This is a genomic window from Methylobacterium sp. C1, assembly GCF_001854385.1.
Taxonomy (GTDB): Bacteria; Pseudomonadota; Alphaproteobacteria; order Rhizobiales; family Beijerinckiaceae; genus Methylobacterium; species Methylobacterium radiotolerans.
Genome location: NZ_CP017640.1, coordinates 5,591,654 through 5,614,499 on the forward strand (window position 1 = coordinate 5,591,654; position 22,846 = coordinate 5,614,499).

Here is a 22,846-nt window from a genome sequence, read left to right on the forward strand (position 1 = left end):
TCGGCGCCGCGGTCGAACGGCGCCGGGGTCGGCCGGCGGCCCCGACGGCGGGCTCGGATCGATGCCGGACGCTGGGCCGGGGCCTCGCGCCGTTCCGCGGCGCCCTATGGCGCTGCGCGGCGGCGGGTTCCTGGCAACCGGTCGGCCACGGCCCCGGCGGACGGGCGCACGACCGGTCGGGAGCCCACTCCAGGCCCGGGTCGCGGCGGCCGTCTCCGCCGTGTGGCCGGCGTCGCGCGCGGGAGGGTTCCGACGTCCTCCCTGCGATAGAACGTCGGGCCGCCGGGCGACCCGGACCCGAAGGCCGGCCCGATCCCGGACCGCGACAGCCTCCGCGCCATCGCCGCCGCAGACGTCCCCTCGGCGCGCGCCAGCTCGCCGGCGGACACGAAGCCCTGCCGGAACTGCGCCCAGTCCGCGCGCGCCACCTCGCGCCGGTGCCGGTTCCGGAAGCCGCAGGGCGCGCGGCGCAGCCCGAGCCGGCCCGACGCGACCAGGGACCTCGCGAGCCCGCGGTCGCCGACCCGGGCCACGACCTCCGTCCAGGGGACGTCGTCGCTGGGCGCCCGTTGCAGCGCCGCGACGTCGGCGACCCGGAGGACCAGGCCGGGGAGCCCGGCCCGGCCGCGCACCCGTCCCCGGGGGGCAAGGCGGCCGTCCAGGACCGCCCGCACGATCGAGCCGATCGACGACATGCCGCGCCGCGCGGCCTCCGGCAGCGGGGCGCAGCCCGCGGGCACGTCGCGCAGGCGCGGCACCCCCGTGAACACCCCGACGGCGAGCCGCTCCACGGCGGCCCGGTCGAACCGGTCCTCGCGGACCTCGCGCCCGTGCCGGGGCAGGACAGGGACCAGGCAGCCGGCGGACACGACCGAGGCCATCCCTTCGTTGGTCAGGCCGAGCGCCCGCCGCGCCTCGGCCGACCAGCACGTCGCGGCGGCGAGGTCGGCCAGACGGGCGCAGTCCGCGGCGGCGTAGAGCGGTATCGGGCTCGGCCCCGGCGCCGGGACCGCCCCGAGAGACGCGAGCAGACGCTCGACGGTCGCCTTCTCCAGGCCGGTAACCCTGCTGAGACGGGCGACCGTCCCGAGGACCGGCTCCGTGACGGGCCGGCCGAGCAGGTCCCTGCCCGGTTGAAGGGGCAGGGACGCGATGGCGTGCGCGCGGAGCGCCTCGCGGACCGGCCCGTAGGCCGGGTCCCGCTCGTCGTGCACGAGCCAGCCGTAGAGCCGGCCGTAGGCCACGCCGGGGGTCAACTCGTCGCGGTCCGGCCGGGCCGTCGCCACCAAGCCGTCGAGGAAAGAGCGGAACGGCGAGGGGCCGCCCTCGAACGCCGCCATGCCGGCGGACAGCAGCGGGCCGGCGTCCACCAGCCTGGCGTCGCTCCGCGCGCGGCGTCCGTGGAGGCGCATCGCGCCGACGCGCTCGACGAGGGGGATGGCGGCGGCCAGCGACAGCGCGTCGAGCAGCGGGACCCGGCGCCGTCCCCCGAAGCCGAGGCGTCCGAGGACGTAGGTCTCGCCGGGGAATCCGGCCTCGCAGGGTGTGGTGGCGGGATCCGGCATGCCGGCGTCCCCCGCCGCCGCCGCGGCGAGGTCGGTCCCGTGCCGGGGGCAGCGCCGGAGGGAGCGGACGTCCCACCAGGCCCGGCGGAACGCCCGGGGGGGCGGCGCGTCGAGCCGTGCCGCGTCCTCCGCCTCGCACGCGCGGCAGCGTCGCCGGGCCGGGGGCGACCAATCGGCCCGCGCGACGATCTCGTCGCCGAGCCGGACCGTCGCGCCCTCGACCACGAAGGTGGCGGCCCGCAGGGCGCCGGCGTCGACGCCGGCCAGCGCGGCGACCCGGTCCGTGTCGCGCCCCGCCACGACCGACCTCCAGTCCAGGCCGTTGGCGGCCGCGAACGCCGCCGGGCTCCCGGCCCCGTACCGCCGCGAGAGGCGTTCGAGCAGGGCGTAGGCCGGCTCGCCGCTGCCCGGCGCCAGGTGCAGCGGCAGGCGGGCCGCCGGCTCGGGCCTACTTGCCATAGCTCGGCTCCGGGACGCCGCCGGTCCCGCGCAGGCGGGTCAGGTCGCCCCCTGCCGGCGTCGCCGGGCGCCGGAGCGCCCTGCACACCGCGTCGGGTTTCATGAGGAACGGGTTGGCGCCGTCGCCGCGGCGACGCCAGCGCTCGTAGGCCACGGCGAGGGTGTCGTCGACGCAGTTGTGACCGGCCTTGAACGACATCTCCGCGGCGAGGTGGATGAGCTTGGACGCGAGGCCGACATAGCCGTCCGTCGCCAGCCGGAAGCGGTCGACCTTCTCGGCGAAGCCGCTTCTTGCCCGGAAATGCAGGGCCACGAGTTGGTCGTCGTAATGATTGAGGAAGTCGGCGAACTCCTCCCGGGCGGCCTCGCCGGCGAACGGCGTCATCGGCAGCTTCGCGCCGCGGCGCTCGAATTGCTTCCAGCGATCGAAGAAGGTCATGACGGACGGCTCGCCCGCCAGCACGAGCTGGATGTCGGTCTCGTTCAGGAGCGTCTTGAGGGTCTCGGACACGGTGCGCTCGTGCCTGTCCGTGCGCGCCAGGTTCACGATGTGCTGGAACTCGTCGATCTTGACCACCCGCACCCCGCGCGCCTGCGCGACCTTGACGAACTGCCGCATCAGCATCGGCTCGGACGGCCGGTCGCTCGCCTCGTACCCGGCCACCTGCGACAGCATCTTGACCAGGAGCGCCTTCATGCGGCCGGGCGAGGGCGCGTCCAGGCGCAGGACCGGCAGGGGGTCCGCCCAGCTCGTCTTGACGTCGGGGAAGTCGACCGCCGTCAGCTCGCGGTCGAGGACCCAGCTCTTGCCCGCCCCGGCCTCGCCGCCGATCACCAGGACGTTGCCCCGCTCCCGCCGGCGCGCGCGGTCGCGCAGCAGGCGCATCTCCCGCTGGGCCTCCCCGTACGCCACGGTGGGGACGTGGATGCGTTCCCGCATGGCCAGGACGAAGGCGTCGAGCCGGGCGGCGTTGTGCGGCGCGTCCCAGTTCGTCCTGCCGCCCCCCGCGGGGCCGCCGGGCGCGGCCGCGCCGGAGGGGGGCGCGGATCCGGGGACCGGCTCGCGGGAGGCGTGGGCGTCGGGCGTCATGGCGTGTGTCATGGGTGTCGTCCTCAGTCGTAGTATTGCGAGCGGGTGGCCACGGAGCCGCGGCGGGCCGGCGCGCCGGCAGCCTCGGCGGGGGAATGCGTCGCCGCGGCGGACGGTGCCTCGGCCGCCTCGGGCGTCGGCAGGGCCGCGACGGCACGGGCCGGCCGGGCGGCGTCGGCGAACTTCTGCTTCCCCCTGCCCAGGGGCTTCCCGGCGCGGTCGTCCCGGCTGGCCCGCTCGAACATCTCCACGCGCGCGTCCGCCAGCGTCTCCCGACGGACCCGCTCGGATTCGGGCGTACGCTCCTTCGACCGGTTCCTGAGCCGCTTCCACATGTCGAGGTCGAGGCCCTCGATCAGGTCCGGCTCCTGGCAGGTCGCCCGGATCTCCACGTTGGGCTCGACCGTGTCGTCCCAGACGGTCATCGTCGTCAGGTCGAGCGGGTCGAGCGCGCACCGCCACTTCCGCTTGCGTCCGTGGAGCTCCCGCAGGCGCTCCAGCTCGGCGCAGTCCCAGTGCAGTTCGAGGTACTCGATGCCGGTGTCCTGGATCGGCTTCAGCAGCGGCAGGGCGGTAGCCACCACGACGTCGCGCGCGCTGGGCGGCATGTCCACCCCGAGGGGCGACATCTCCTGCCAGACCTCCATCGGCGTCCTGTGGAACAGCCCGCGGTGGTTCTTCTGATGGTAGTAGGCCGCCACCCAGATCGCGAACAGCACCCTGATCTCGCCCATGGTCATGCGGGCGCGGTCGTGCGGGCGGTAGTCGCCGCGCCGCTCCGGGCTTCCGAACGTTCGGCCGGGCATCGTTGCGAAGTTGCGCTGGACCTCGCCGAAGAAGCGCTCGACGCGCCCCTTCTCCCAGGGCGCCCGCCGCGGGCAGTAGAGCAGCTCGAAGCCGAGCTTGGCCGCCGCGGCCTTCAGGGCGAGGCTGTGGAACTCCTTGCCGTTGTCGAGCCTCAGGACCTTCGGCATCCCGAAGACCGGATTCACGACCGCGCGCCCGTTCACGCTCACGTCTGCCTTCGCCGAGAGCATGCTGCGCAGGCACAGCATCACCGACACGTACGAGGGGGGATCCAGCGAGATCGACCATCCCACCACGCATCGCGTCGCCGTGCAGATGGCGAGCGTCAGCCAGGGCCGCCCGGCGATGCCGCGCTTTCGCCGATGGGAGCCCTCCTCGGTCTCAAGCGGTTCGCCGCCGCGGTCGCGCACGACCGTCACGTCCAGGAGGACGTGATCGATCTCGATGACCTCGCACGCCTTCTTTGGCGAGGCCCGGCGCCGCTTGGCGTCGAAGCGCATCGCCGCCTTGCGCGGCTTGAGCCGGGCCTCGGCGAGCTCGCGGGCGCCGAAGCGCCCCGTGACGAAACGGTGGAGCGCCGTCTCCGTGAGCGGCGTGAGCCTGTCGCCGGTCTCCCGGTTGTGCTGCTGGACGCGCCCCGCCACGTACTCGTGGAGCAGGCGGATCGTCGGCCCTTCCTCCTGGCGGTAGAAGGTCCTGACGGCTTCGGCCATGAGGTCGACGAGGGCGGGCGCCAGCTCCCTGGGCTTGCGCCCCTTGCGATCGTCGAGCCGCACCAGGGCGGAGGGCTCGCGGCCGGACCGCTCCCAGCGCCGCATCCAATCCCGCAGCGTGGGGGCGGACGGCGTGGCCTCGGCCCTCGCCTGCTTCCGCGCCGCGGCGTCGGGCAGGAGGCCCGGGACGCCGGCCCGGCGCCGCCTGAGGCTCGCCACCGCCCGGGCCACGGACGCGTACCGGCGTGCGTTGCGCCGGAACAGCGTTCCGTCGCCGTTCTTCCGGCGCTCCTCCAGCCCGTCGATCGTCATGACGTAGTCCAGGCGGCGCTCGGCCTCCGCCTGCCTGTGGTCGGGGAACTCGGACAGGCTCCGCCGCAGGTTCTCGCGGATGCCGGCCGGCAGGGCCGGGTGCAGCTGCCTCGGGATCACGAACTTCCCGGAGAAGTAGAGCGACGCGATCTCCTTGGATCCGTGCGTCACCGTGCGCCCGTCCACCTCGCTCCGGAACACGCAGCCGGCCTGCTCGCGCGACATGTACGTATGCGTGACGTCCTCGATCCTGACCGACGAGCCGAGGGGGAAGTTGATGAAGGGCACGATCATGGGTCGCTGCCGACTTGCTGGGCGGTGGGCGCGGGAGGGGATCGACGGCGACGGGTGCGGTCCGGGCGGCCGGGACGGCCCGCCGCCGGGACGGGCGATCAGGCGCGCCGGTCCCGCTCGGCGCGCCGGGCGGCGCACAGCAGCAGGGCGATCGCCCGTGCCGGCCGCGCCATCTCGCGCTCGGTCCAGACGACGAAGCCGATCCCCCGGGCGTGGAGGGCCTCGCGGACGGCCCTGTGACGCGCCATCGTCCCGGGCCGACGGGCGAGGCGCCGCGGCTTGACCTCGACGTAGGCGATCCCGAGCGCGGTCAGCGCGCCGAAGTCGGCGGTGTATCGGCGCGGCGTCCCCGCGTCGTCCCACGACTCGGAGGCCGGTTGCTCCAGGTAGTCGGAGACCTCCCGCGCCTCCTCCAGCAGGATCGCGGCGGTCCGTTCGAGAAGGCTTTCGTAGGCCACCATCCGCCCCGTCTTCCTCGACGGCCGGAAGCCGCTGAAGGTGTCGCGGCGGCCGGTCACCAGGCGGCGCCGCAGGCGCCGATAGCCGGGGGGCGGCGCCGCGGCGGCCGGATCCGCGGCGAACGCGCCGCGCCAGGTCGCGAGGGTGCCGGCCGCCTCCTGCGGCCGAGGCCGACCCTGCGGGAGGACAGCCGGGGGTGTCCCGGAGACGGCCGGGCCGGGCCGCCCGCCGTCGGGGGCGGCCGCGACCGTCCGGTGGCCCGAGACGTTGCGGCACCAGGACGCGACCATCCCCGCCGGGGAAACGGCGACATGGATCCCGGTCGCCCGCTCCCGGAACAGGTATCCGTCGGCGATCGCCCTGACGAACTCATGGGTTTCGGCGGCGAAGGGGGTGGCACACATGGCGTGTCTGCTCTCGGTCATGGCAAGATCCTGGATCGGCGGCGGCGATCCCGAGGGTGGGGGCGGTCGCGGCCGTTCCGTCGGGGCGAGGTAGGCCCCGGCATGCGATCCGGGGCGCGGCGGGCGGCGCCCCGCCGACCGACGGTCGGCGCAGGCGGGACTGCGGCGCGGTCAGCCCGCGGTCGCGGCGATCTTCTCGCCGTCCGGTCCGAGCCACCGCCGAAGATGTTCGGCGAGGCCGCGGATGCCGGAGATGCCCATGTGCGCCGCGACCTTGCGCAGGACTCGTTCGGACGGATTCCGCTGAGACGCGCCGGTCGGCACGTAGTGGATGCTGACCCCGAGGGCGTGCGCCGCCTCGCGGAACGACGCGCTATGGAACTCGCGGGCGTTGTCGACCAGGACGGCGGTGGGGGCGAGGGCCGCGAGTCCGATCACCTCGACGCCCGCGGCGGACACGCCGCCATGGAGCAGGCGCACGAACTCGCCCGCTTCGAGGGACCGTCCGAGCGCGGCCCCGAACGGGCGCCCGCCGCGGTCCCACGCGAGGGCCAGGTCCGCCGTTTCCCCCGAAGCGTCCCGCAGGCGGACGATGTCCATGCGAACCGCGCCCTCCGGAAGCCGGGGGTCGGGGCGTCGCGCGCCGTCGATCCTGCCGAAGCGCCGCGGGGCATCCGCAGGATCGACGGCCGGCTCGGCCGCGCGTCGATGCGGGGCTTGGCGGGAGCGGCGCTGTTCCGGGATGACCGTGCGCGCGGGCGTCGTCATCGACACGACGCCGTGATCAGGCGTCGTGCCGGGCTTCGCCGGTCTCGCCGGCCCCATGACGTCCGGCAGCTGTGCGCCGTCGCCCATCCGGACAGGCCTGACGGGCGTCGCCGTCCCGCGGCTGCGCAGCACCGGGATCAGAGCGGCAGGGTCGCGGCCGGCGCTTTCGTACCGGCGGCACCATGCGGCCACGGTCCGGGGGGCCGGCGGCTTGCCGCCGACCTCCGCCGCGACCTCCGCGACGACGGCGGCGACCCTGGTCAGCGCAGGCCGCCGGGCCAGGCCTCGCATCGCGCGGACGTAGACGAGTCGCCGTTCGACTTCGGCGGCGAGACGCTCGCTGGGGGCGGGCGCGGCGTGGCGGGTGGGAAAGTCGTTCTGGGGGGGCATGGATCTTCCTTGCCTGGCGGCTTGCGGGACGAGCGGATGCCGGGCGGGCACGGGGCGGCCGCCGACCGGCGGCTTCGGGCGCCGCTGCACGGGCGGACCCGTGCGGGTCGTCGTCGTACCGCCGCGGCCCAAGGGGGACGCTGACGGACGGGGGCACATCGGGGACGGGCGGGCTCGCGCGGCGTCGAACGGCTGGCGCCGGCGGGGCGAACGTGCCGCCTGGATCCGGCTGACCGGGGCGGCCCCGACCGGAGAATGCGACCAGGACAGGTCGCCATGCCCGCGGTCGGGCAGGGATGTATGTTTGGGGGAGGGTTGAGCGCGGACGGGTGTCGCAGCGACGCTCACGGTCGTAATACATGCGAGAGCGGATGTATGCAAGTGAGAAAATGCGCTAAGGTCCGCAAGACTGTGGATAAGGCGTTTTGTACATCGTTAATACTATCTAAAGATCGACAAACGGCGCGGCCGGCTTCGTTCGCGTCCGGTCGCGGGGAGAAGCGCGCCGGCGTCCCGCCGATCGGCTCGGTCGAAGCTGCGCGACCCTTCGGAAGCGGGCGGCCCCGCGTACGGTCCGCCCGTCGAAGCGGCGCCGCCCGATCGATTGATCGACCGCCACCGCGAGGCTCGCCCGCACACTGCGGCGATTCCGGGCCTTGCCCGTCGCAGGTCGGACCGCGTCGACATCGGCGGCGGTGAAGAAGCAGGAGCCGCGGGCGTCGGCCAGCCATGCGTGGGGCATGGTCGGTCCGCGGGCCCGGCCTCTCCTTCGCCGACGTCAGACCGCGCAGCCGTGCTCCGGCCGGTTCCGCGGCGGCGCGGGCATCCCGGGCGACGGACGGATCCTCCGCGGGATGGCGCTTCAGGTCGCGGCGGAGCCGCGCCAGGGGAACTCCCACACGCCCTCCGTGCCGGCCATCTCCGGCCCCGTGGGCTGGCGGATCCCGTCGTCGGCCCGGGCCTCCGGCCGAGCCCCTAGCCGTTCATGACGATCTGCCAAGCGGCCGCGCCGGGGCTGACTTCCGGGCTGACCGCGCCGCACGGTTCGACCCCGTGGAAGCCGTTTTCCATCATGAGCAGCAGGCCGTGGGACTCGCCGTCCAGGGTGAAGACTTCCCAGACACGGATCGCGTCGCCGGCGCTGTGCCGGCGGGCCTCGTAGACGGGATGCGTGGGCCAATCGACCACCGGGTCGAGCACGACGGTGACGGCGGAGCCGGCACGCGTGTCGTCATCGTATTCGTCGGGGGCCATCGCGCGAACGAGGCCGCGCCGATCCTGTCGCGCCAGGTCGACGTCCGCGTCCCATCGCTGCGGCCGATCCACGACCCGCATGGGTCCGTCCAGGGGGAACAGCGCGACGCCGCCCGCATCCCGCGCCACGGCGAGGCGGCGTCCCGCCATCGTCACGAGCACCCGCGTCACGTCCGCGCCACCGCCTCGCCGAACGGTCGCGGTCTTGTCGGACTCCAGCGCGCGAACGATCTCCGCGGCCCGATCCGAGGTCCGCCGGTTTTCGCCGTGATCGATCGCGAAGGTCGACGTTCCCGACGCGACAGCGCGCCTCACGCGCTCGAATGCCTCCAGCCGATCGCGATGCAGCGGCGGTCTTCGGGGGATCTGAGTGGGCTCCGGCATAGTTGGTGACTCCTGGTGCGGGATGGTCGGCACCCGCATTCCCCCGCGTGGCCAGGCGCCTGGTCCGACTATGGCCAGGGCGGAAACGGGGTCAGGGACGCCGTGAGCGAGCCGGTTCCGAAGGTGGCGCGATGCGTAGGCGCCGCGGCCATGGGCCGATCCGCGTCTGGCCGCGCAGGCCCTGTGGCGGTTCCGGGTCGGGGGGCAGCAAAGCCGTTCTGGCCGACGTTGGCGATCGCGGATTGAGCGGATGGTTAATGGGCGGCCAACTCCAGGACTTCGCTGGCTGGGCCGCGCGCCTGATAGCCGATCCAAAGATCCGCTTTCGGACATCTAAGTTCCACGTCGGGTCAGCCTAGAGTAAAGCGGGCCGCCATCACTTGATGACGGCCCGCTGCCTTTGAGCGTGGGCGGCGCCCGAATCAGCCGTCACCGGCGTTCGTCGCTGAAGGTTTTTTCGATCTCCTTTGGACGAGCGTCCCGGGTCACCTTCCCCTTGTCGGAAGGAGAACGTCATGAAGTCCAAGGAAATCATCGAGCGCCTGGCAGCCATGCCGCCTCGGCCGCCGGGGGTTCCTGCCGTGCCGCCCATCGAGCTGGTCGCGATGGTGACCCGGATGGGACGAAGCCTGAGACAGTGGAAGAAGGAGACCCTGGCCGATTTCGCCTGTGTCTCGTTGTCTACGATCGAACGCGTCGAGCGCGCCGAGCCGGTCGGCGTTGAAAGCCTGGACAGGGTCGCCCTCGCGCTCGGCTATGAGAAGGGGGCCTTCACGGCCGCCCGCATTCCCATTCCACGCGAGCAGGCCGCCGCCGAGTTCGTCGAGGAAATGGGTAACCTCGAAGCGGTTCCGGTACGGCCCTTTCTGACGCACCGGCAGGTCCGGATGGTCGCCGGCACGCAGGCGTTCTTGATCCATCGTCCGGAACTCGGGCCCGCCTACGACGCCGACGTCGAAGCCCTGACGGAATGGATCGATCTGGTTTCATGGGTGATGGGGCCGCATTCCATAGGCGGCGGCGAGTTCAACCGCAGGCGGGATCTATGCGGGAATGTCCTTGCATCGGTGTCCGAGTTGCGAAGGAGAGGCGTGACCGTGCTGGTCGCCGTGATGGAAGCCCCTATCCCCGGTATCCCGGACTGGAAGGTCGCGATCATCTCGCTGACCCCCCGTCTCTCGGATCCCGGGGCCACCAACCGGCGGACCATCCTCGTCGACAGGCGCTTGGTCCAACCAGGACCGGGATATCTGCCCCACCTCGCCTAGGCCGACGACCGAAACCCTTCCGGTTTGGGAACAAACCGGGTCCAGGGAGCATGACTCGCGACCTTGGCCGCTAGCCAAACGGGGGCAACGATGCGCGCCCGCGCTTCCTTATCCACACGGAAGGCCGTCCCCCGGCCCAAGGCGGCACGGCCGCCGGCGCGCACGACGAGGCCGTCCGGGCAGCCCGGCAGGAAGGAAAAGTCCGAGGTCAGGATCTTCGTGTCCTACTCGCACATGGACGCCGACGCGCGCAGGAAACTCGAAACGCATCTGGCCCCCTTGAAGGGCGACAACGTCTCGACTTGGTTCGACGGCGACATGAACGCGGGCGACAAGCTCGATACCGCCATCGCCCGGGCACTCAGGAACGCCCACGTCTTCGTCGGCCTGCTGAGCCCCGACTACCTGGCGAGCCACTACTGCTGGAAGATCGAGTACAGGCGCGCCATGAACCGGCGTGCCCGCGGCACAATGCGGGTGGTCGCCGTCGTCGTCCGGCCCTGCGACTGGAAGTCGACCCCGGCCGCAGGCTTCAAGCTGCTCCCGGAAGACGGGCGGGAGGTCACCCGCTGGCGCAGTGCGGATGCCGCCTATCTCAATGTCGCTCAGGGCATTCGACGCGTAGTGGCCGCCGTCCGACGGGAAATCGCGGCGGCTTCGCAGCCGGCCAAGCCGAAGCGGGCCGCCGCCAAGGCCACGGCGAAGGCGGCCGCCAAGGGTTCGGCGCCGCCGAAGGCGAAGAAGCCACGTGCCCGGGCGAACGTGGCACGCAAGCCTTCCAAAGCGGGCACCAAGACCTGATCCGCCCCGCGGCGGAGGTAGCCTAGACGTAGCCCGGGTTCGGCTGCGCCCAGATCAGCTGAAGTGTGTTCCCCTTGACCTCGATCTTCAGGGCCGTGAGGTCCTCCAGCGCCTGAGCCATGCCTGCGACGGCCGCCTTCCCGAAGCCGTAGGCCGGGATCTCCAAGGAAGGCCGCTTGCACTCGGCCATCGACACCGCTTCCTGGACGATCTGGCCTATATTCGTCTCGACGAAGTCGACGCCGGCGTCCCGGCCATACAGCTTCACGTCGCGGAACAGGTGGTGGACGCCGCCGTCGCGCGACATCTGCAGGGAGGCGTTCGACATCGCCCGGCGGTGGGTGTCCTGAACCTTGGCCTTGATCTCCGTAGGCGTCACGGGGTTCTCCCTTGGCGTGGGTCAAATGGTTGACCCGTGCATTGAAAGCGTGGCGGCCAGCCATCACGTCACGCCTAGTTGGTGACGGAGACTGCCGATGACCAAGCCAGGAAACATCTACGTGGAGCCGCGCGAGGACGGCGACTTCGCCGTGCGCCGCGAGGGATCCAAGCGCGCGAGCGCCATCACGCCGACCCAGAAGGCGGGGATCGAGCGGGCTCGCGAACTGGAGCCCGACAAGAAGCCGAACGTGGCGCGGGTCCGGAACACGAAGGTCGGCGGTCCCGACCAGTTTCGGAAGACCCGATAGTCCACGGCCGTCGGATCGCGACCTTCGTCAGCGAAGGGTTGCGCTCTCGTCAGGTTCGAGATGCCGGTCCGCTCCGCCGGGACCGCCCGACGAGACGTGGCCATTCAAGCGCTCCAGATGCTCGAAGACATGCTCGAAGGCGGCCGTGATGGCTGCCTCGAACGAGCCGTCCGCCTTGCCCCGGGCCTGCTTCAGGCCGCTGAGCAGTTCGCGATGCTTTTCGGTGTCACTCGACATGATGCGTGCTCCCGCCGGGCAAACCGCCCGGTCCTCGAAGCCAAGTTCTCGCGTATCGTCGGGTTCCGGACGGTGGATGAAGCGCGCCAATCAGGAGCGACAGCCTTCGCGACGCTTCCCGCCGGCGGGAGGTCAAACGCTGTTTTTCGGATCGGGACCGCACACGCGCCATAGGGCGGCAGCCAGCCCGACATTCCCCAGTGCGGGTACCCGCGAGCGCGCCGACCGCTACAGCGAGCGGAAAGAACGGGAGCCCGAGCGCCTGAAGGCGGTCGTCGCCGACATCGGCTTCGTGAAGCGTTGAGGAACCGTCCGGCCCGATCACGCTGCCCCTTCCCGATCATGCCGCGATCGGGTCAGGTTTCGAACGGGACGATACGATCGGGGGCATCGGAGCATGGACGAACCGGATAACGGGGCAGCAGCCGCGCCGAGCCCTCGCGACGAAGCCGAATTCCATCGGTTCACGCGCCTTCAGCTCTCCTGCTCCGATTTCGCGCAGGCCATGAGCGCGGCCACCTTCCTCCTGCAGGAACTGGAAGACGACGTCGTCTACGGCCTGCCGGCCTGGCGGAAGTTCCGTTGCTACGAGACAACGATGGTCGTGGCCTACGCACGACCGTTCTCGCAATCCAAGGGACGGGTCCCGAAGCTCGGCTGGAAGGCGCTCGGCGTCGAACTGTCCTCGGCCGAATTGGCCCTGCACGAGAAGGTCGTCGCCCATCGCAATAGTCTCTACGGGCATTCCGACGCCGACGCCGTGGAACTACGGATGCTGTATCTCCACGAGGTGTTCAATCACAACGGCGCGGAGATGAACCTGTTCATGCCGCGGTTCGAGGAGCGGCCGCGCTTCGACCTCGATGAGATCTTCCGCATCTACGAGCTTTGCTCGAAGCTGAACCACCATGCCTTCATGGCGTGTCAGGATCTCGGCAAGCAGTTTCGCGATCGCTTCGAGCCCCTGCCCATGAATTTGAGCGATCCCGATTGAGCGGTTCGCTGGCCGGCGGTCACAGAGAAACGCCGGGCGGATCCGTCGTCTGCGCCCGAATATGCCGGCGCGGATAAAGTCGGCACAATTCCGGCGGGCCAGCCGGCAACGACCGTGGCCGCTTCGCTCAAGCTGGGGGAGCCGCTTCCCTGGCGCGGCCGAGCGTCGGGAACGTGCCGCGCGAGAATCCCGTCTCGCCGCGCTCGAAATACCAGCCGTGGCTCACCCGCACCGACATCTTCTTGTGCAGTGTCCTCGGCGTCAGCGGCTCCCGGCGATCCGCCGCCCCGCGCACCGTCGCCGGCTTCAGGAGCCGGAGGATCTGCGCCGCGGTCATCGTGCCGGAGGCGCGCAGGATCTCGTAGATCTCCCGCATGACGCGGTCCCAGAACTCCTCCGACCGGCCCCGCTCCAGCCGCGCCTCGGCCCGCGTGACGCTCTCGCGCAGCCCCGCGATCTCCGCCTCGGCCGCGTCCAGACGATCCAGCGCCTCGGCCAGCAGTTCCTCGCTCGCACGCACGGTCACCGCCAGGTTCTCGCGGTCCCGGGTCAGCCGCGCCGCCGCCTCGGCCTGCGCCGCCGCCCAGAGATCCCCCGCCACCTTCGCCAGCGCATCCTGCAGCGGCACCGGCAGCTCTTTGATCTTCAGCGCTGGCGCGTAGCCCTTCGCCGCCTTCCACTCCGCCAGCGCCGGCCCGACCTCACGGTTCGAGCCGCCCTTCTTCAGAAGCGGGATCAGCGTCCGCAGCGACACGCGTCCGGTCCTGGCTAACAGCCCGTCCGCCGCCCTGAACAGTTCCTGCTTCCGCTGCTCATTCATGGCCCGCCCCCCGCCACGCCACGAGCATCACCCAAGATGGTTAACGAGCCTATGGATTTCGGTAGCAAATCATGGTCGCGTTACCGCTACCGCTACCCCACCGAGTCGCGCTCCTTGCGCCCCGGGACCGTCCAGGGAATAAGGACCGCCCCGACCCAGGAGCCCGCCATGATACGCATCGGTCGTCCCACGCCCCCCTAAAACCCGGAGCGCGAGACCACCTGCGTCGAGCCTCCGCCAAGCGCGCGAGGCTCTCATGCCCCCTCGGATCCTCTTCTCAAGCGACCATCATTTCGCGCACCGGGCCACCCTTGGCGACCGGCTGGGCCTGCGACGCCCCTTCGACACGATGGAGGCCCATGACGAGGCCCTGATCGTGCGTTGGAACGCCGACGTCCGCCCGGGCGACACCGTCTGGCACCTCGGCGACTTCTGCTACCGCTGCTCCGAAGCCAAGGCCCGGGAGATCTTCACGCGACTGAACGGCGCCAGGCGCTATCTCGTTCGCGGCAACCACGACCGCATCGGCGCGCGCCTGCCCTGGGACGGCATCTTCGACGTCGCCCACGTGCAGGTTCCGCTGCCGGACGGGTCTGTCCAGGGCGTGTGGTGCAGCCACTATGCCCACCGAGTCTGGCCCCGAATGCACCGCGGCGACATCCATCTCTACGGCCATTCCCACGGCACGCTGCCCGGCACCGCGGCGAGCACCGACGTCGGCGTGGACTGCTTCGGCTTCCGCCCGGTCACCCTGGACGAGATCCGCATCCGCCTCGCCGAGAATGCCGCCAACGACGGGAGGGCGCCATGACGCAGAAGCTCTGGGTCTTCAGCGACCTCCATCAGGAATGGCCCGAGAACGCCTGGGATCCGGCGGCGCACGCGCCGCCCGACGGCTTCGACGTGGCCGTCGTCGCGGGCGACGTCCATACGCCGCTCGTGCGCGCCTTCGACTGGCTCGCCGAGCGCCTGCCCGACGTGCTGGTCGTCTACGTTCCGGGCAACCATGTCTTTTGGTGGGACCGGGGCGAGGACCGCTACACGCTCGTCGACCAGCTGTCCCGCGGCCGGGACGTCACCGCGCGCCACGGCATCCACCTGCTGCTCGACGACGCCGTCGTCATCGGTGGCACGCGCTTCGCCGGCGGCACGCTCTGGACCGACTTCCGGCTCGGCCCCTTCGGGCTTCACGCCGCCATGCGCGCCGCCCAGGGCCGCGGCGGCATGAACGACTATCGCCGGATCCGGAACGGGCCGCGGTCACGGCACCGTGTCGAGCCGGGCGAGATCCTCGCCCTGCACAGGAAGACGCGTGTATTCCTGGAGGCGACGCTCGCGACGGCGCACGACGGCCCGACGGTCGTCGTCACCCATCACGCGCCGCAGCCCGACAGCCTGCCGCGTCCGCACGAGGATCTCGGCTGGTGCTACACCTCGGATCTGCGTGACCTGATCCACGCGTGCGGCCCGGACCTGTGGGTCCACGGCCACATCCACCGGAGCGTCGATTACCACGTCGGCCGGACCCGGATGGTCTGCAACTCGCGCGGCCACCACGAGGAAGCCAGCGGCTTCGAGGATGGTCGCACCATCGACCTGCCTTGATCGGCCACCGGAAGGTCAGCAGGGCCGCGCACTCCGAAGACGCACTTCGGGGAGAAGAGGACACGCCCGACGTTTCGAGCTTGGCGGCGAATCATCTTGAGGTAGCATTGCTCGAACGCGACACGGATCCGGCATGCCGCCTCCTCTCACGAAGCGCAAGAAAACGGGGGAACTCTATGTCAGGACGGCTTCCGTCGACGCCGCCATAGACCGTGCCGCAGGGCTCGATCTCGACGCCGTCATCCGCGAGGCCCGCGTCGACGATCGAGGAGCGCCGGGCTTCATGGAGCCCGAGTGCCTGCTCCACCTCGTCAGGTCGACCCGCCTCGACAATTCCGATGACCGCTTCGCGCAGCTGTTCGAGATCCTCCTCGATCGGGTCGCCCGGTCGTTGAAAGGATCCATCCGGCCGAGCTCCCTCTACGATCCCGAGGAGTTGCGACAGGAGGTGGCCGACAGGTTCGTCGACCTCCTGGTGGAGGACCGAAACCAGCCTGGGGACGGTCTCGACTACTTCGAGGTGCGTTTCGCAAGCGCGCTCGCCGCGTTGCGCATCGACGTGCTGCGCGCGTCCGGACGCCTCGCCGCCAAGGAAGATCACGTCGAGGACATGCACGACCAGGAGGGTCAGCCACTTCCCGCGCTGGCCAAGCAACTCAGGCAGTTTTCCCAGGCAGAGGGCGCCGAACAGGAAAAAGAACATTTCCGGAACGAGCTTCTTCGGGCGATCGACCGTTTGCCAGACCACGAAAGGGTGGCTGTCACGCTCGTCCTCAAGGGGCATCCCATCGAGGGCGACGACGCGGAAACCATTGCGAAGCTTTGCGGCGTCTCCGACCGGGCGATACGGTATCGCCTCCAGAAGGCGTACGAGAAGCTGCGTCGTGAACTCGGAGAGGGACGATGACGACGACCAGCACCGCGCGCGGCGCGCGCGACGTATTGATGATGTTCGCGACCGAGGGTGAGCCGACGCCGAGACGCCTCGAAGCGTATGCGAAGGATCACCCCGAGTTGCGCCGGGAGCTGACGGAATTGGCGGTCGAGATGGTGCTGGAACCCTCCCGCCCGCTACCGCCCGCCGATGCCTCGACAAAAGCTACGGTGGCGTCCGCATGGGCCCGTTTCCAGGCCGGAACAAGGTCGGACGTCGAGAGAGCCCCCGTGCGCAGCGCGGCGGCGTTGCCGAACGTCTTCGCCGGGTTCAGCGGGGCGGCCTTCCCGCGATTGGCGGCGCGCCTGGATGTGACCCCGCTCTTTCTGATCAAGATGAAGGACGGCCTCATCGAGGCGGCCCGCTTCCCGAGGGCTTTCTCGAAGCTCGTCGCCGATGAGGTCGGGCATGAAGTGGACCTCATAATAGCCAGCCTCGGACGACCCTCCGCGATACCCCGCGGCATGATGGCCAAATCGGACGGGAAACCGGAAGCCGGGGCGAAGCAGAGCTTCGAGGAAGCCGTCGCCACGTCCGGCCTGACCCCCGAGCAGCAGGAACGGCTGCTCAACATGGCAAGGGCCGAACGTGGATCCGATTGAGGCCGCGAGGAAACGAGCTGCACGCATCCACCGGGAGATCGTCGCCGACGGCGGTGATCCCTGGCAGCCGTTCGACATCGTCGTACGTGCCATCGCCACGCACGACCTGTGGCATCAACCGGTGCAGGCCGGCGACGTGTCGCTGCATGGATGCAAAGCGCGCATCGATCCCGACACGAAGGGGATCCTGTACGGCGAGACTGGCACGGCGGGTGGCGACGCCCTGTTGATCGGGCACGAGCTCGGCCATGTGGCGATGCACGGCTGCACGGACCCGGTCCTCACCCACCACACCGATCCCAGCCGCTCGGCGGAGAGCGGCACCGCCGTCGAGAAGCTCGTCGACTATGGGCGAGGCGAGCGTCGGGAGGTCCAGGCCGACCTCTTCGCCCGCGAACTGGTGCTGCCACGATCGGTCGCGCGCGATCGTCACGCGGAGGGCATGAGCGTCGCGGACATCGCCGCCCGCCTCGGCATCACGGAAGACGTCGTCACCCAGCAATTGCTCGATGCCCTGCTGCTTCCGCCGGTCCCAGACGCGGTCGCCGTCCCCTCCGGCGGTGCGCTCCGGCGCGACCCCAGCCAGGACATCGCCGTGGCGCACCGCGGCAGCCCCTATCTCCTTCAGGCAGGCCCGGGCACGGGGAAGACGAGGACCCTCATCCGGCGTGTGACCAGCCTCATCGACGAGGGCGTCGACCCGAACGGCATCCTCGTCCTGACCTTCTCGAACAAGGCGGCCGGCGAGCTGATGGACCGGCTCGCCCTGTCCCATCCCGAGGCGGCCGCCTCAGTCTGGATCGGAACCTTCCACGCCTTCGGCCTCGACATCGTCCGCCGCTTCCACGATCGGCTCCGGCTCCCTGCGAGCCCGCGCCTCGTCGACAAGGCCACGGCCATCACGATGCTCGAAGGGGTGATCCCGAGCCTGGCCCTGGACCACTACCGCGATCTCTGGGATCCCGAGGAGAACCTCGCGGACATCCTCGCCGCCATCTCGCGGGCCAAGGACGAACTCGTCGATCACGTCCGCTACGCCGAGCTCGCCGAGGCCATGGAGAGAGCCGCGACCGACGATGCGACACGCCTGCGGGCGAAGCGCGCGGCCGAGGAGGCACTCGTCTACGCGGCCTACGAACGCCTCCTGGCGGACAGCGACGCCCTGGACTTCGGCGACCTCATCATGAAGCCGGTTCGCCTGATGGCCGACCATCCCCAGGTCGCCAGGGCCTTGGCGCTCCGGCACCGTCACATCCTCGTCGACGAATACCAGGACGTGAACTTCGCCACCGTGCGCCTGATCGCGGCACTCGCGGCGGACGAGGGCGAGCGCCTCTGGGTGGTCGGCGACGCCCGCCAGTCGATCTACCGCTTCCGGGGCGCGACCTCGGCGAGCATGGGTGCCTTCAAGGACGACTATCCCAAAGCGACGGACGGCGCACTGACCGTCAATTATCGCTCCCGCGGCGAGATCATCGACACCTTCTCGGCCTTCGCGTCGAGCGTCGAGGCCTTCCGACGCCTCGGCGATCTCCGCCTCACCGCCGATCGAGGAGCCTGCGGCCGGCGACCGGTCATGCACGAGGCCGGCACGCCCGACGACGAGATCGCGCTGGTCGCCGCCTCCGTCGCCGAGGCGAACGACGGTGGGATCGACTATCGCGACCAGGCGATCCTCTGCACGGCCAACGACCGGCTCGCCGCGTTCGCCGCCGGCCTGACGGCTCGGAACATCCCCGTCCTCTACCTCGGGCCCCTCTTCGAGCGGCCCGAGATCAAGGACCTGCTCAGCCTGCTCGCCCTGTTCCACGATCCCCGCGCCGCGACGCTGGTGCGCGTCGCCATGATCCCGGAGGTCGCGATGGGCCTCGGCGACGTCGCCCTCGTCGCCGTCCACCTCAGGGAGGCGGCCGGCGGCCCGCTGGCCTGGCTGGAGGACGCCGACGCGCTCCCCGGCTTGAGCCTCGCCGGGCGTGAATCCCTCAGGCGCCTACGCGACGCCTGCGGCGGCTTCGAGGCCCGCGCCCATCCCTGGAACGTAGCGAGCGCCCTGGTGCTCGACAGGCTCGGTATCGCGCGCCGCATCGGCGGGGCCACGACGCTGGCCGACCGGATGGCCGGCGTCGCGGTCTGGCAATTCCTCAACTTCCTCAGATCCCTGCCGATCGAGGGGGAGTTCCCGACCTCCGAGGTCTCGCGTCAGATCAGGAGGTTGATCCGGCTGAACGAGGAGCGTTCGCTGCGCCAGTTCCCGGACGCCGCCCTGGAGCTCGATGCCGTCCGGCTGATGACCATCCACGGCAGCAAGGGCCTCGAATTCGACCTCGTCCATGCCCCGGGCATGATCGCGACGGGGCTGCCCAGAAGCGCGAAGGCGCCGGACTGCCCGCCGCCGGACGGTCTCATCGCCGGCAGCGCGGGCCTGACCGGCCTCCAGGCCAGCGTGGCCGGCCACGAAGAACAGGAGGCCTGCCTGTTCTTCGTGCTGCTCTCCCGCGCGCGGGACGGCCTGCGCCTCTACCGCTCCACGCTTCAGAAGGGTGGAGCGAGGAGGCGCAACCCGTCCGCGTACAACGCCCGGATCGCCGCGACGCTGGACCCCGCGCCCCCGATCGCTCCTCTCCCGGCACCGCCGGCTGCGGCCGCGCCGCCACCGGTGGCGGTGGCCTGGAGCGTGCCGGTCGAACTCGATCACCAGCACCTCGATTCCTACGGGAAGTGCGGCTTGCGCTTCCTCTACACCTACGTCCTCGGCCTCGGCGGCCGACGCGACGAGAACCCCTACATCCGGATGCACAACGCCGTCCGGGCGATGATCGATTGGCTCGACCGGAACTTCGACGCGGCGCAGGCCGAGCCGGCGGGCTTCGCGGCGGCGTTCGACGGTGCCTGGGAGGGGCACGGGCCGGCCGAGCATGGCCACGCCAACGCCTATAGGCAGATCGCCGAGGAGATGCTCCGCTTCCTCGTGGGCACGCGCGCCGAGGAAGGCCGGCAGCCCCCCAGGGCCCTGCGCCTGGGCGCCGGCGGCGGACATGTCCTGTCACGGGCGCACGACGTGGTGCGCACCCGTGACGGCCGCCTCGTCGTGAGGCGCGTCGCCACGCGCAAGGCCATGGCCTCGCTTGAGAAGGAGATCGAATACGCGATCCTCGATGCGGCCGCCGAGCAGGCCTTCGGCGAGCCCGTGACGGTCGAGGCGATCCACCTCACCGGCGCGACCCGCCGACCGGTCCCGCCCGACAAGCGGGCGGAACTCGTGGCCGCCGTCGCCCAGCACATGGCCGACGTCGGCGCTGGCCGCTTCGCCCCCAATCCCGGGCGCGGTTGCCTCCGCTGCCCGCACCTGTTCGCCTGCCCTGGCCTACCGGCCGGCGGCGCCTTCGTGCGGCACCCCCTGTCCAGGGAGCGCTGAGGCTCGGCCGGCCGGCAAGATGGCCGCGATCAATCCTGGAAAAAAAGTGAGCGCGGCCGTTTCCGGATCCGCCGGTCCCTTTCGATCAACCTCTCGACGGTGCGGGGAGCACCCGACCCACCGAGAGATCGAAAGGAACAGTCATGACGACCAACGGCCACGACAACGACCGCGACGAGGACGGCACCCGCAAGGTCCAGGTCTATCGCTTCCGCATCGACAAGACGGAGTACGAGAACCCGCTTCCGGACCTGACCGGCCGCGACCTCCTCGTCATCGCCGGCAAGCACCACCCGGAGCGGTTCAAGCTCCTCCAGAAGATCGGCGCCACCATGAAGCCGATCGCCCTCGACGAGGTGGTGCACGTCAGCGACAAGGGCGAGGAGCGCTTCATCACCCTGCCGCTGGACCAGACCGAGGGGGAGCAGGCGCTCCCCCTTCGCCGGGACTTCGTGCTGCCCGAGGGCGATCGCGAGACCCTCGACGCCACGGGACTGCGCTGGGAGACCGTCCAGGACATGGGCGTCCCCCGCGTCGTGATCCGCGGCTATCCCGTCCGGGCCGGCTACGCGCCGGAACGGACGGACCTGATGCTGCGGCTCCTGCCGGGATACCCGACCTCGCAGATCGACATGTGGTACTTCCACCCGCCCCTGGCCCGCACGGACGGCGCGCAGATCCGGGCGCTCGTCGGTGACATCTTCGAGGGCAAGCACTGGCAGGGCTGGTCGCGCCACCGCACCGGCCTGAACCCCTGGCGGCCGGACATCGACGACATCGGCACCCACCTCGCCGTCGTCGAGCACAACCTCGCCAAGGAAGTGGGGGCCGCCTGATGCGCGTCACGCTCGCCCTCACCGGCGCCCAGCACGCCGCGATCCACGCCCACCTTTTCCCGGGGGATGGCCGCGAGGCCGTCGCCCTGATGCTGTGCGGTCGGGCCGTGTCGCCCGGCCGCACCAAGCTCGTCGTCCACGAGATCGTCCCGGTGCCCCACGAGGCCTGCCAGCGCACCGACCGGCGCGTCACCTGGCCAACCTCCTACCTCGAACCCTTGCTCGACAAGGCGGCGCGGCGCGGGATGGCGGTGGCGAAGATCCACTCCCATCCGGGCGGGAATCTCCACTTCAGCGAGGTCGACGACGAGGCCGACGCCGCCCTGTTCGGGAGCGTCCACGCCTGGGTCGACGACGGGGCCCCGCACCTCAGCGCCGTCATGGTGCCCTCGGGCGCCGTGCTGGCCCGCGCCCACAGGGCCGACGGGACGCATGGCGAACTGCATCACGTCTGCGTCGTGGGCGACGACATCCGCTTCTGGAGGCCGCCGGCGGACGCGGATCGCGAGATCCCCGAGTTCGCCCGGCGGCACGCGCAGGCCTTCGGACGCGGCACCTTCCAGGCTGTCCGTGGGCTCAGGCTCGGCGTAGTCGGTTGCTCCGGCACCGGCAGTCCACTCGTCGATCAGGTCGCCCGGCTCGGCGTCGGCGAGATCGTGCTCGTCGATCCGGACAAGGTCGAGGAGAAGAACCTCAATCGCATCGTCAACACGACGCGGGGCGACATCGGACGACCGAAGGTCGAGGTGCTCGCCGGCTTCGTCGAACGGCTCGGCCTGGGCTCGCGGGTCGAGGCCTTCGCCCACGACCTCTCCCACCCCGCCGCCCTGCATGCGATCTCGACCTGCGACGTCGTCTTCGGATGCATGGACGGCGTCGAGGGGCGTGATCTGCTGAACCGGCTCGCGACCTTTTACGGCCTGGCCTACTTCGATGTCGGCGTGATGCTCGACGCCGACGGACATGGGGGCATCGGGCAGATCTGCGGCTCGGTCCACTACCTGCAACCCGGACGCTCCAGCCTGCGGGGCCGGGGCCTCTACACGGACGGCATGCTGGAAGCCGAGAGCCTCCGCAGGCAGGATCCGGCGGCCTACGAGGACCGGCTCGCCCGCGGCTACATCCGTGGGGTTCCCGAGGACCGACCGGCGGTCGGGGCGCTGAACGGGCTCTTCTCCAGCCTGGCGGTCATGGAGTTCCTGCTGAGGCTGCATCCCTCGCGGCTCGACCCGAACGGCGGGTTCGCCACCCAGACGTTCAGCCTGACGGCCGGCTACTGGGAGAACCTGCCGGACGAGGGCGTCGACGAGGCGTTGGCCCGCTACGTCGGCCGCGGCGACATGGTGCCGTTCCTGAACCGGCCCGCCCTCGACATGCTCGCGAGGGCAGCGTGATGAGGGATGCCATGCTCTCGAAGATCCGGGCCGCCCTCGGCTGGGTCTCCCGTCGTCGGGGACGCCACACCGCCGCCTTCGTTGAGGAGGAGCCGGACGCGCTCGCCCCGCGCACCGTCTACGTCGTGGGCGAGGACGGCCATCGCTGGTTCGCGGCTTTCGATTGCCCCTGCGGTTGCGGCGAGACCATCAAGCTCTCGCTCGTCCCCGGCGACCGTCCCGGCTGGAAGTTGAGGGATCATTGGGACGGCACCGCGTCGCTCGCACCCAGCGTCTGGCGCAAGGTCGGATGCAAGAGCCATTTCTGGCTCCGCAAGGGCAGGGTCGAGTGGTGCTGACCGCGACGCCGGCG

General features: G+C 71.0%; 21 protein-coding genes and 1 pseudogene. 13 read left to right on the forward strand and 9 right to left on the reverse strand.

The window, feature by feature from the left end; genetic code table 11:
- Positions 1-104 precede the first annotated feature (104 nt).
- The 6 genes from BKE41_RS25795 to BKE41_RS25820 all read right to left on the reverse strand — a co-directional run bounded on the left by BKE41_RS25795 (position 105) and on the right by BKE41_RS25820 (position 8,899).
- Positions 105-2,024, reverse strand: coding sequence for a TniQ family protein (locus BKE41_RS25795; protein ID WP_071000285.1), 1,920 nt, complete (start codon positions 2,022-2,024; stop codon positions 105-107).
- On the reverse strand, positions 2,014-3,126 hold the full coding sequence (locus BKE41_RS25800; protein WP_083374423.1) for a TniB family NTP-binding protein: 1,113 nt from the start codon (positions 3,124-3,126) through the stop codon (positions 2,014-2,016). The genes BKE41_RS25795 and BKE41_RS25800 overlap by 11 nt, the downstream gene beginning before the upstream one ends.
- 11 nt (positions 3,127-3,137) lie before the next feature.
- The gene (locus BKE41_RS25805; RefSeq protein WP_071000286.1) at positions 3,138-5,240 is read right to left on the reverse strand and encodes a DDE-type integrase/transposase/recombinase; all 2,103 of its coding nucleotides are present in this window, start codon (positions 5,238-5,240) and stop codon (positions 3,138-3,140) included.
- Between the two features lie 98 nt (positions 5,241-5,338).
- Positions 5,339-6,124 carry a hypothetical protein gene (locus BKE41_RS25810; RefSeq protein WP_071000287.1) on the reverse strand — a complete coding sequence of 262 codons (786 nt, stop codon included), beginning with the start codon at positions 6,122-6,124 and terminating at the stop codon, positions 5,339-5,341.
- 150 nt (positions 6,125-6,274) lie between these two features.
- Positions 6,275-7,261 carry a hypothetical protein gene (locus tag BKE41_RS25815; protein ID WP_071000288.1) on the reverse strand — a complete coding sequence of 329 codons (987 nt, stop codon included), beginning with the start codon at positions 7,259-7,261 and terminating at the stop codon, positions 6,275-6,277.
- A gap of 975 nt (positions 7,262-8,236) precedes the next feature.
- Positions 8,237-8,899, reverse strand: coding sequence for a hypothetical protein (locus tag BKE41_RS25820; protein WP_071000289.1), 663 nt, complete (start codon positions 8,897-8,899; stop codon positions 8,237-8,239).
- Positions 8,900-9,414: 515 nt separating this feature from the next.
- Here BKE41_RS25820 and BKE41_RS25825 point away from each other — a divergent pair.
- The gene (locus BKE41_RS25825) at positions 9,415-10,167 is read left to right on the forward strand and encodes a hypothetical protein (protein WP_043075270.1); all 753 of its coding nucleotides are present in this window, start codon (positions 9,415-9,417) and stop codon (positions 10,165-10,167) included.
- A gap of 219 nt (positions 10,168-10,386) precedes the next feature.
- Positions 10,387-10,968, forward strand: coding sequence for a toll/interleukin-1 receptor domain-containing protein (locus tag BKE41_RS25830; protein ID WP_043075269.1), 582 nt, complete (start codon positions 10,387-10,389; stop codon positions 10,966-10,968).
- 22 nt (positions 10,969-10,990) lie between these two features.
- Here BKE41_RS25830 and BKE41_RS25835 read toward each other — a convergent pair whose 3' ends face one another.
- Positions 10,991-11,347, reverse strand: coding sequence for a hypothetical protein (locus tag BKE41_RS25835; protein WP_043075268.1), 357 nt, complete (start codon positions 11,345-11,347; stop codon positions 10,991-10,993).
- A gap of 97 nt (positions 11,348-11,444) precedes the next feature.
- Here BKE41_RS25835 and BKE41_RS25840 point away from each other — a divergent pair, with 97 nt between their 5' ends.
- On the forward strand, positions 11,445-11,657 hold the full coding sequence (locus BKE41_RS25840; protein ID WP_043075267.1) for a DUF2188 domain-containing protein: 213 nt from the start codon (positions 11,445-11,447) through the stop codon (positions 11,655-11,657).
- A gap of 27 nt (positions 11,658-11,684) precedes the next feature.
- Here the strand turns inward: BKE41_RS25840 and BKE41_RS25845 are convergent, their stop codons facing one another.
- On the reverse strand, positions 11,685-11,894 hold the full coding sequence (locus tag BKE41_RS25845; protein ID WP_043075266.1) for a hypothetical protein: 210 nt from the start codon (positions 11,892-11,894) through the stop codon (positions 11,685-11,687).
- Between the two features lie 223 nt (positions 11,895-12,117).
- Between BKE41_RS25845 and BKE41_RS30550 the strand changes: the two are divergent.
- Positions 12,118-12,198 (forward strand): annotated as a pseudogene (locus BKE41_RS30550) (arsenic resistance protein ArsH); the annotation flags it as partial.
- Positions 12,199-12,291: 93 nt separating this feature from the next.
- Entirely contained in the window at positions 12,292-12,888 is a 597-nt protein-coding gene (locus tag BKE41_RS25850; protein ID WP_052517016.1) for a hypothetical protein, read from the forward strand.
- A gap of 127 nt (positions 12,889-13,015) precedes the next feature.
- Here the strand turns inward: BKE41_RS25850 and BKE41_RS30555 are convergent, their stop codons facing one another.
- Entirely contained in the window at positions 13,016-13,708 is a 693-nt protein-coding gene (locus BKE41_RS30555) for a DNA-binding protein (protein WP_083374424.1), read from the reverse strand.
- Positions 13,709-13,964: 256 nt separating this feature from the next.
- On the opposite strand from BKE41_RS30555, the gene BKE41_RS25860 reads away from it, so the two are divergent.
- The 8 genes from BKE41_RS25860 (at position 13,965) to BKE41_RS25895 (ending at position 22,832) form a co-directional block, all read left to right on the forward strand.
- Positions 13,965-14,519, forward strand: coding sequence for a metallophosphoesterase family protein (locus BKE41_RS25860; RefSeq protein WP_043075265.1), 555 nt, complete (start codon positions 13,965-13,967; stop codon positions 14,517-14,519).
- Entirely contained in the window at positions 14,516-15,313 is a 798-nt protein-coding gene (locus BKE41_RS25865; protein ID WP_043075264.1) for a metallophosphoesterase, read from the forward strand. Before BKE41_RS25860 ends, BKE41_RS25865 begins: the two co-directional genes overlap by 4 nt.
- 133 nt (positions 15,314-15,446) lie before the next feature.
- Entirely contained in the window at positions 15,447-16,220 is a 774-nt protein-coding gene (locus tag BKE41_RS25870; protein ID WP_043075263.1) for a sigma-70 family RNA polymerase sigma factor, read from the forward strand.
- Positions 16,217-16,849 carry a hypothetical protein gene (locus tag BKE41_RS25875; RefSeq protein ID WP_043075262.1) on the forward strand — a complete coding sequence of 211 codons (633 nt, stop codon included), beginning with the start codon at positions 16,217-16,219 and terminating at the stop codon, positions 16,847-16,849. The genes BKE41_RS25870 and BKE41_RS25875 overlap by 4 nt, the downstream gene beginning before the upstream one ends.
- A complete protein-coding gene (locus tag BKE41_RS25880) occupies positions 16,836-20,264 on the forward strand; it encodes a UvrD-helicase domain-containing protein (RefSeq protein WP_043075261.1) in 3,429 nt (1,142 codons plus the stop codon). Before BKE41_RS25875 ends, BKE41_RS25880 begins: the two co-directional genes overlap by 14 nt.
- A 143-nt stretch (positions 20,265-20,407) precedes the next feature.
- Entirely contained in the window at positions 20,408-21,100 is a 693-nt protein-coding gene (locus BKE41_RS25885) for a multiubiquitin domain-containing protein (protein ID WP_043075260.1), read from the forward strand.
- Positions 21,100-22,494, forward strand: coding sequence for a ThiF family adenylyltransferase (locus BKE41_RS25890; protein ID WP_071000290.1), 1,395 nt, complete (start codon positions 21,100-21,102; stop codon positions 22,492-22,494). The genes BKE41_RS25885 and BKE41_RS25890 overlap by 1 nt, the downstream gene beginning before the upstream one ends.
- An 11-nt stretch (positions 22,495-22,505) precedes the next feature.
- Complete coding sequence (locus BKE41_RS25895) at positions 22,506-22,832, forward strand: DUF6527 family protein (protein ID WP_238195010.1); 327 nt, start codon at positions 22,506-22,508, stop codon at positions 22,830-22,832.
- Positions 22,833-22,846 lie beyond the last annotated feature (14 nt).

Excerpts from the sequence above, each read along its gene's own strand:
- BKE41_RS25885 (WP_043075260.1), top strand. The coding sequence starts at position 20,408 with ATGACGACCAACGGCCACGACAACGACCGCGACGAGGACGGCACCCGC.
- BKE41_RS25860 (WP_043075265.1), top strand. The coding sequence starts at position 13,965 with ATGCCCCCTCGGATCCTCTTCTCAAGCGACCATCATTTCGCGCACCGG.
- BKE41_RS25800 (WP_083374423.1), bottom strand. The coding sequence starts at position 3,126 with ATGACACACGCCATGACGCCCGACGCCCACGCCTCCCGCGAGCCGGTC.
- BKE41_RS25795 (WP_071000285.1), bottom strand. The coding sequence starts at position 2,024 with ATGGCAAGTAGGCCCGAGCCGGCGGCCCGCCTGCCGCTGCACCTGGCG.
- BKE41_RS25840 (WP_043075267.1), top strand. The coding sequence starts at position 11,445 with ATGACCAAGCCAGGAAACATCTACGTGGAGCCGCGCGAGGACGGCGAC.
- BKE41_RS25825 (WP_043075270.1), top strand. The coding sequence starts at position 9,415 with ATGAAGTCCAAGGAAATCATCGAGCGCCTGGCAGCCATGCCGCCTCGG.
- BKE41_RS30555 (WP_083374424.1), bottom strand. The coding sequence starts at position 13,708 with ATGAATGAGCAGCGGAAGCAGGAACTGTTCAGGGCGGCGGACGGGCTG.
- BKE41_RS25890 (WP_071000290.1), top strand. The coding sequence starts at position 21,100 with ATGCGCGTCACGCTCGCCCTCACCGGCGCCCAGCACGCCGCGATCCAC.
- BKE41_RS25810 (WP_071000287.1), bottom strand. The coding sequence starts at position 6,124 with ATGACCGAGAGCAGACACGCCATGTGTGCCACCCCCTTCGCCGCCGAA.
- BKE41_RS25875 (WP_043075262.1), top strand. The coding sequence starts at position 16,217 with ATGACGACGACCAGCACCGCGCGCGGCGCGCGCGACGTATTGATGATG.
- BKE41_RS25805 (WP_071000286.1), bottom strand. The coding sequence starts at position 5,240 with ATGATCGTGCCCTTCATCAACTTCCCCCTCGGCTCGTCGGTCAGGATC.
- BKE41_RS25815 (WP_071000288.1), bottom strand. The coding sequence starts at position 7,261 with ATGCCCCCCCAGAACGACTTTCCCACCCGCCACGCCGCGCCCGCCCCC.
- BKE41_RS25850 (WP_052517016.1), top strand. The coding sequence starts at position 12,292 with ATGGACGAACCGGATAACGGGGCAGCAGCCGCGCCGAGCCCTCGCGAC.
- BKE41_RS25820 (WP_071000289.1), bottom strand. The coding sequence starts at position 8,899 with ATGCCGGAGCCCACTCAGATCCCCCGAAGACCGCCGCTGCATCGCGAT.
- BKE41_RS25865 (WP_043075264.1), top strand. The coding sequence starts at position 14,516 with ATGACGCAGAAGCTCTGGGTCTTCAGCGACCTCCATCAGGAATGGCCC.
- BKE41_RS25845 (WP_043075266.1), bottom strand. The coding sequence starts at position 11,894 with ATGTCGAGTGACACCGAAAAGCATCGCGAACTGCTCAGCGGCCTGAAG.
- BKE41_RS25870 (WP_043075263.1), top strand. The coding sequence starts at position 15,447 with ATGCCGCCTCCTCTCACGAAGCGCAAGAAAACGGGGGAACTCTATGTC.
- BKE41_RS25895 (WP_238195010.1), top strand. The coding sequence starts at position 22,506 with ATGCTCTCGAAGATCCGGGCCGCCCTCGGCTGGGTCTCCCGTCGTCGG.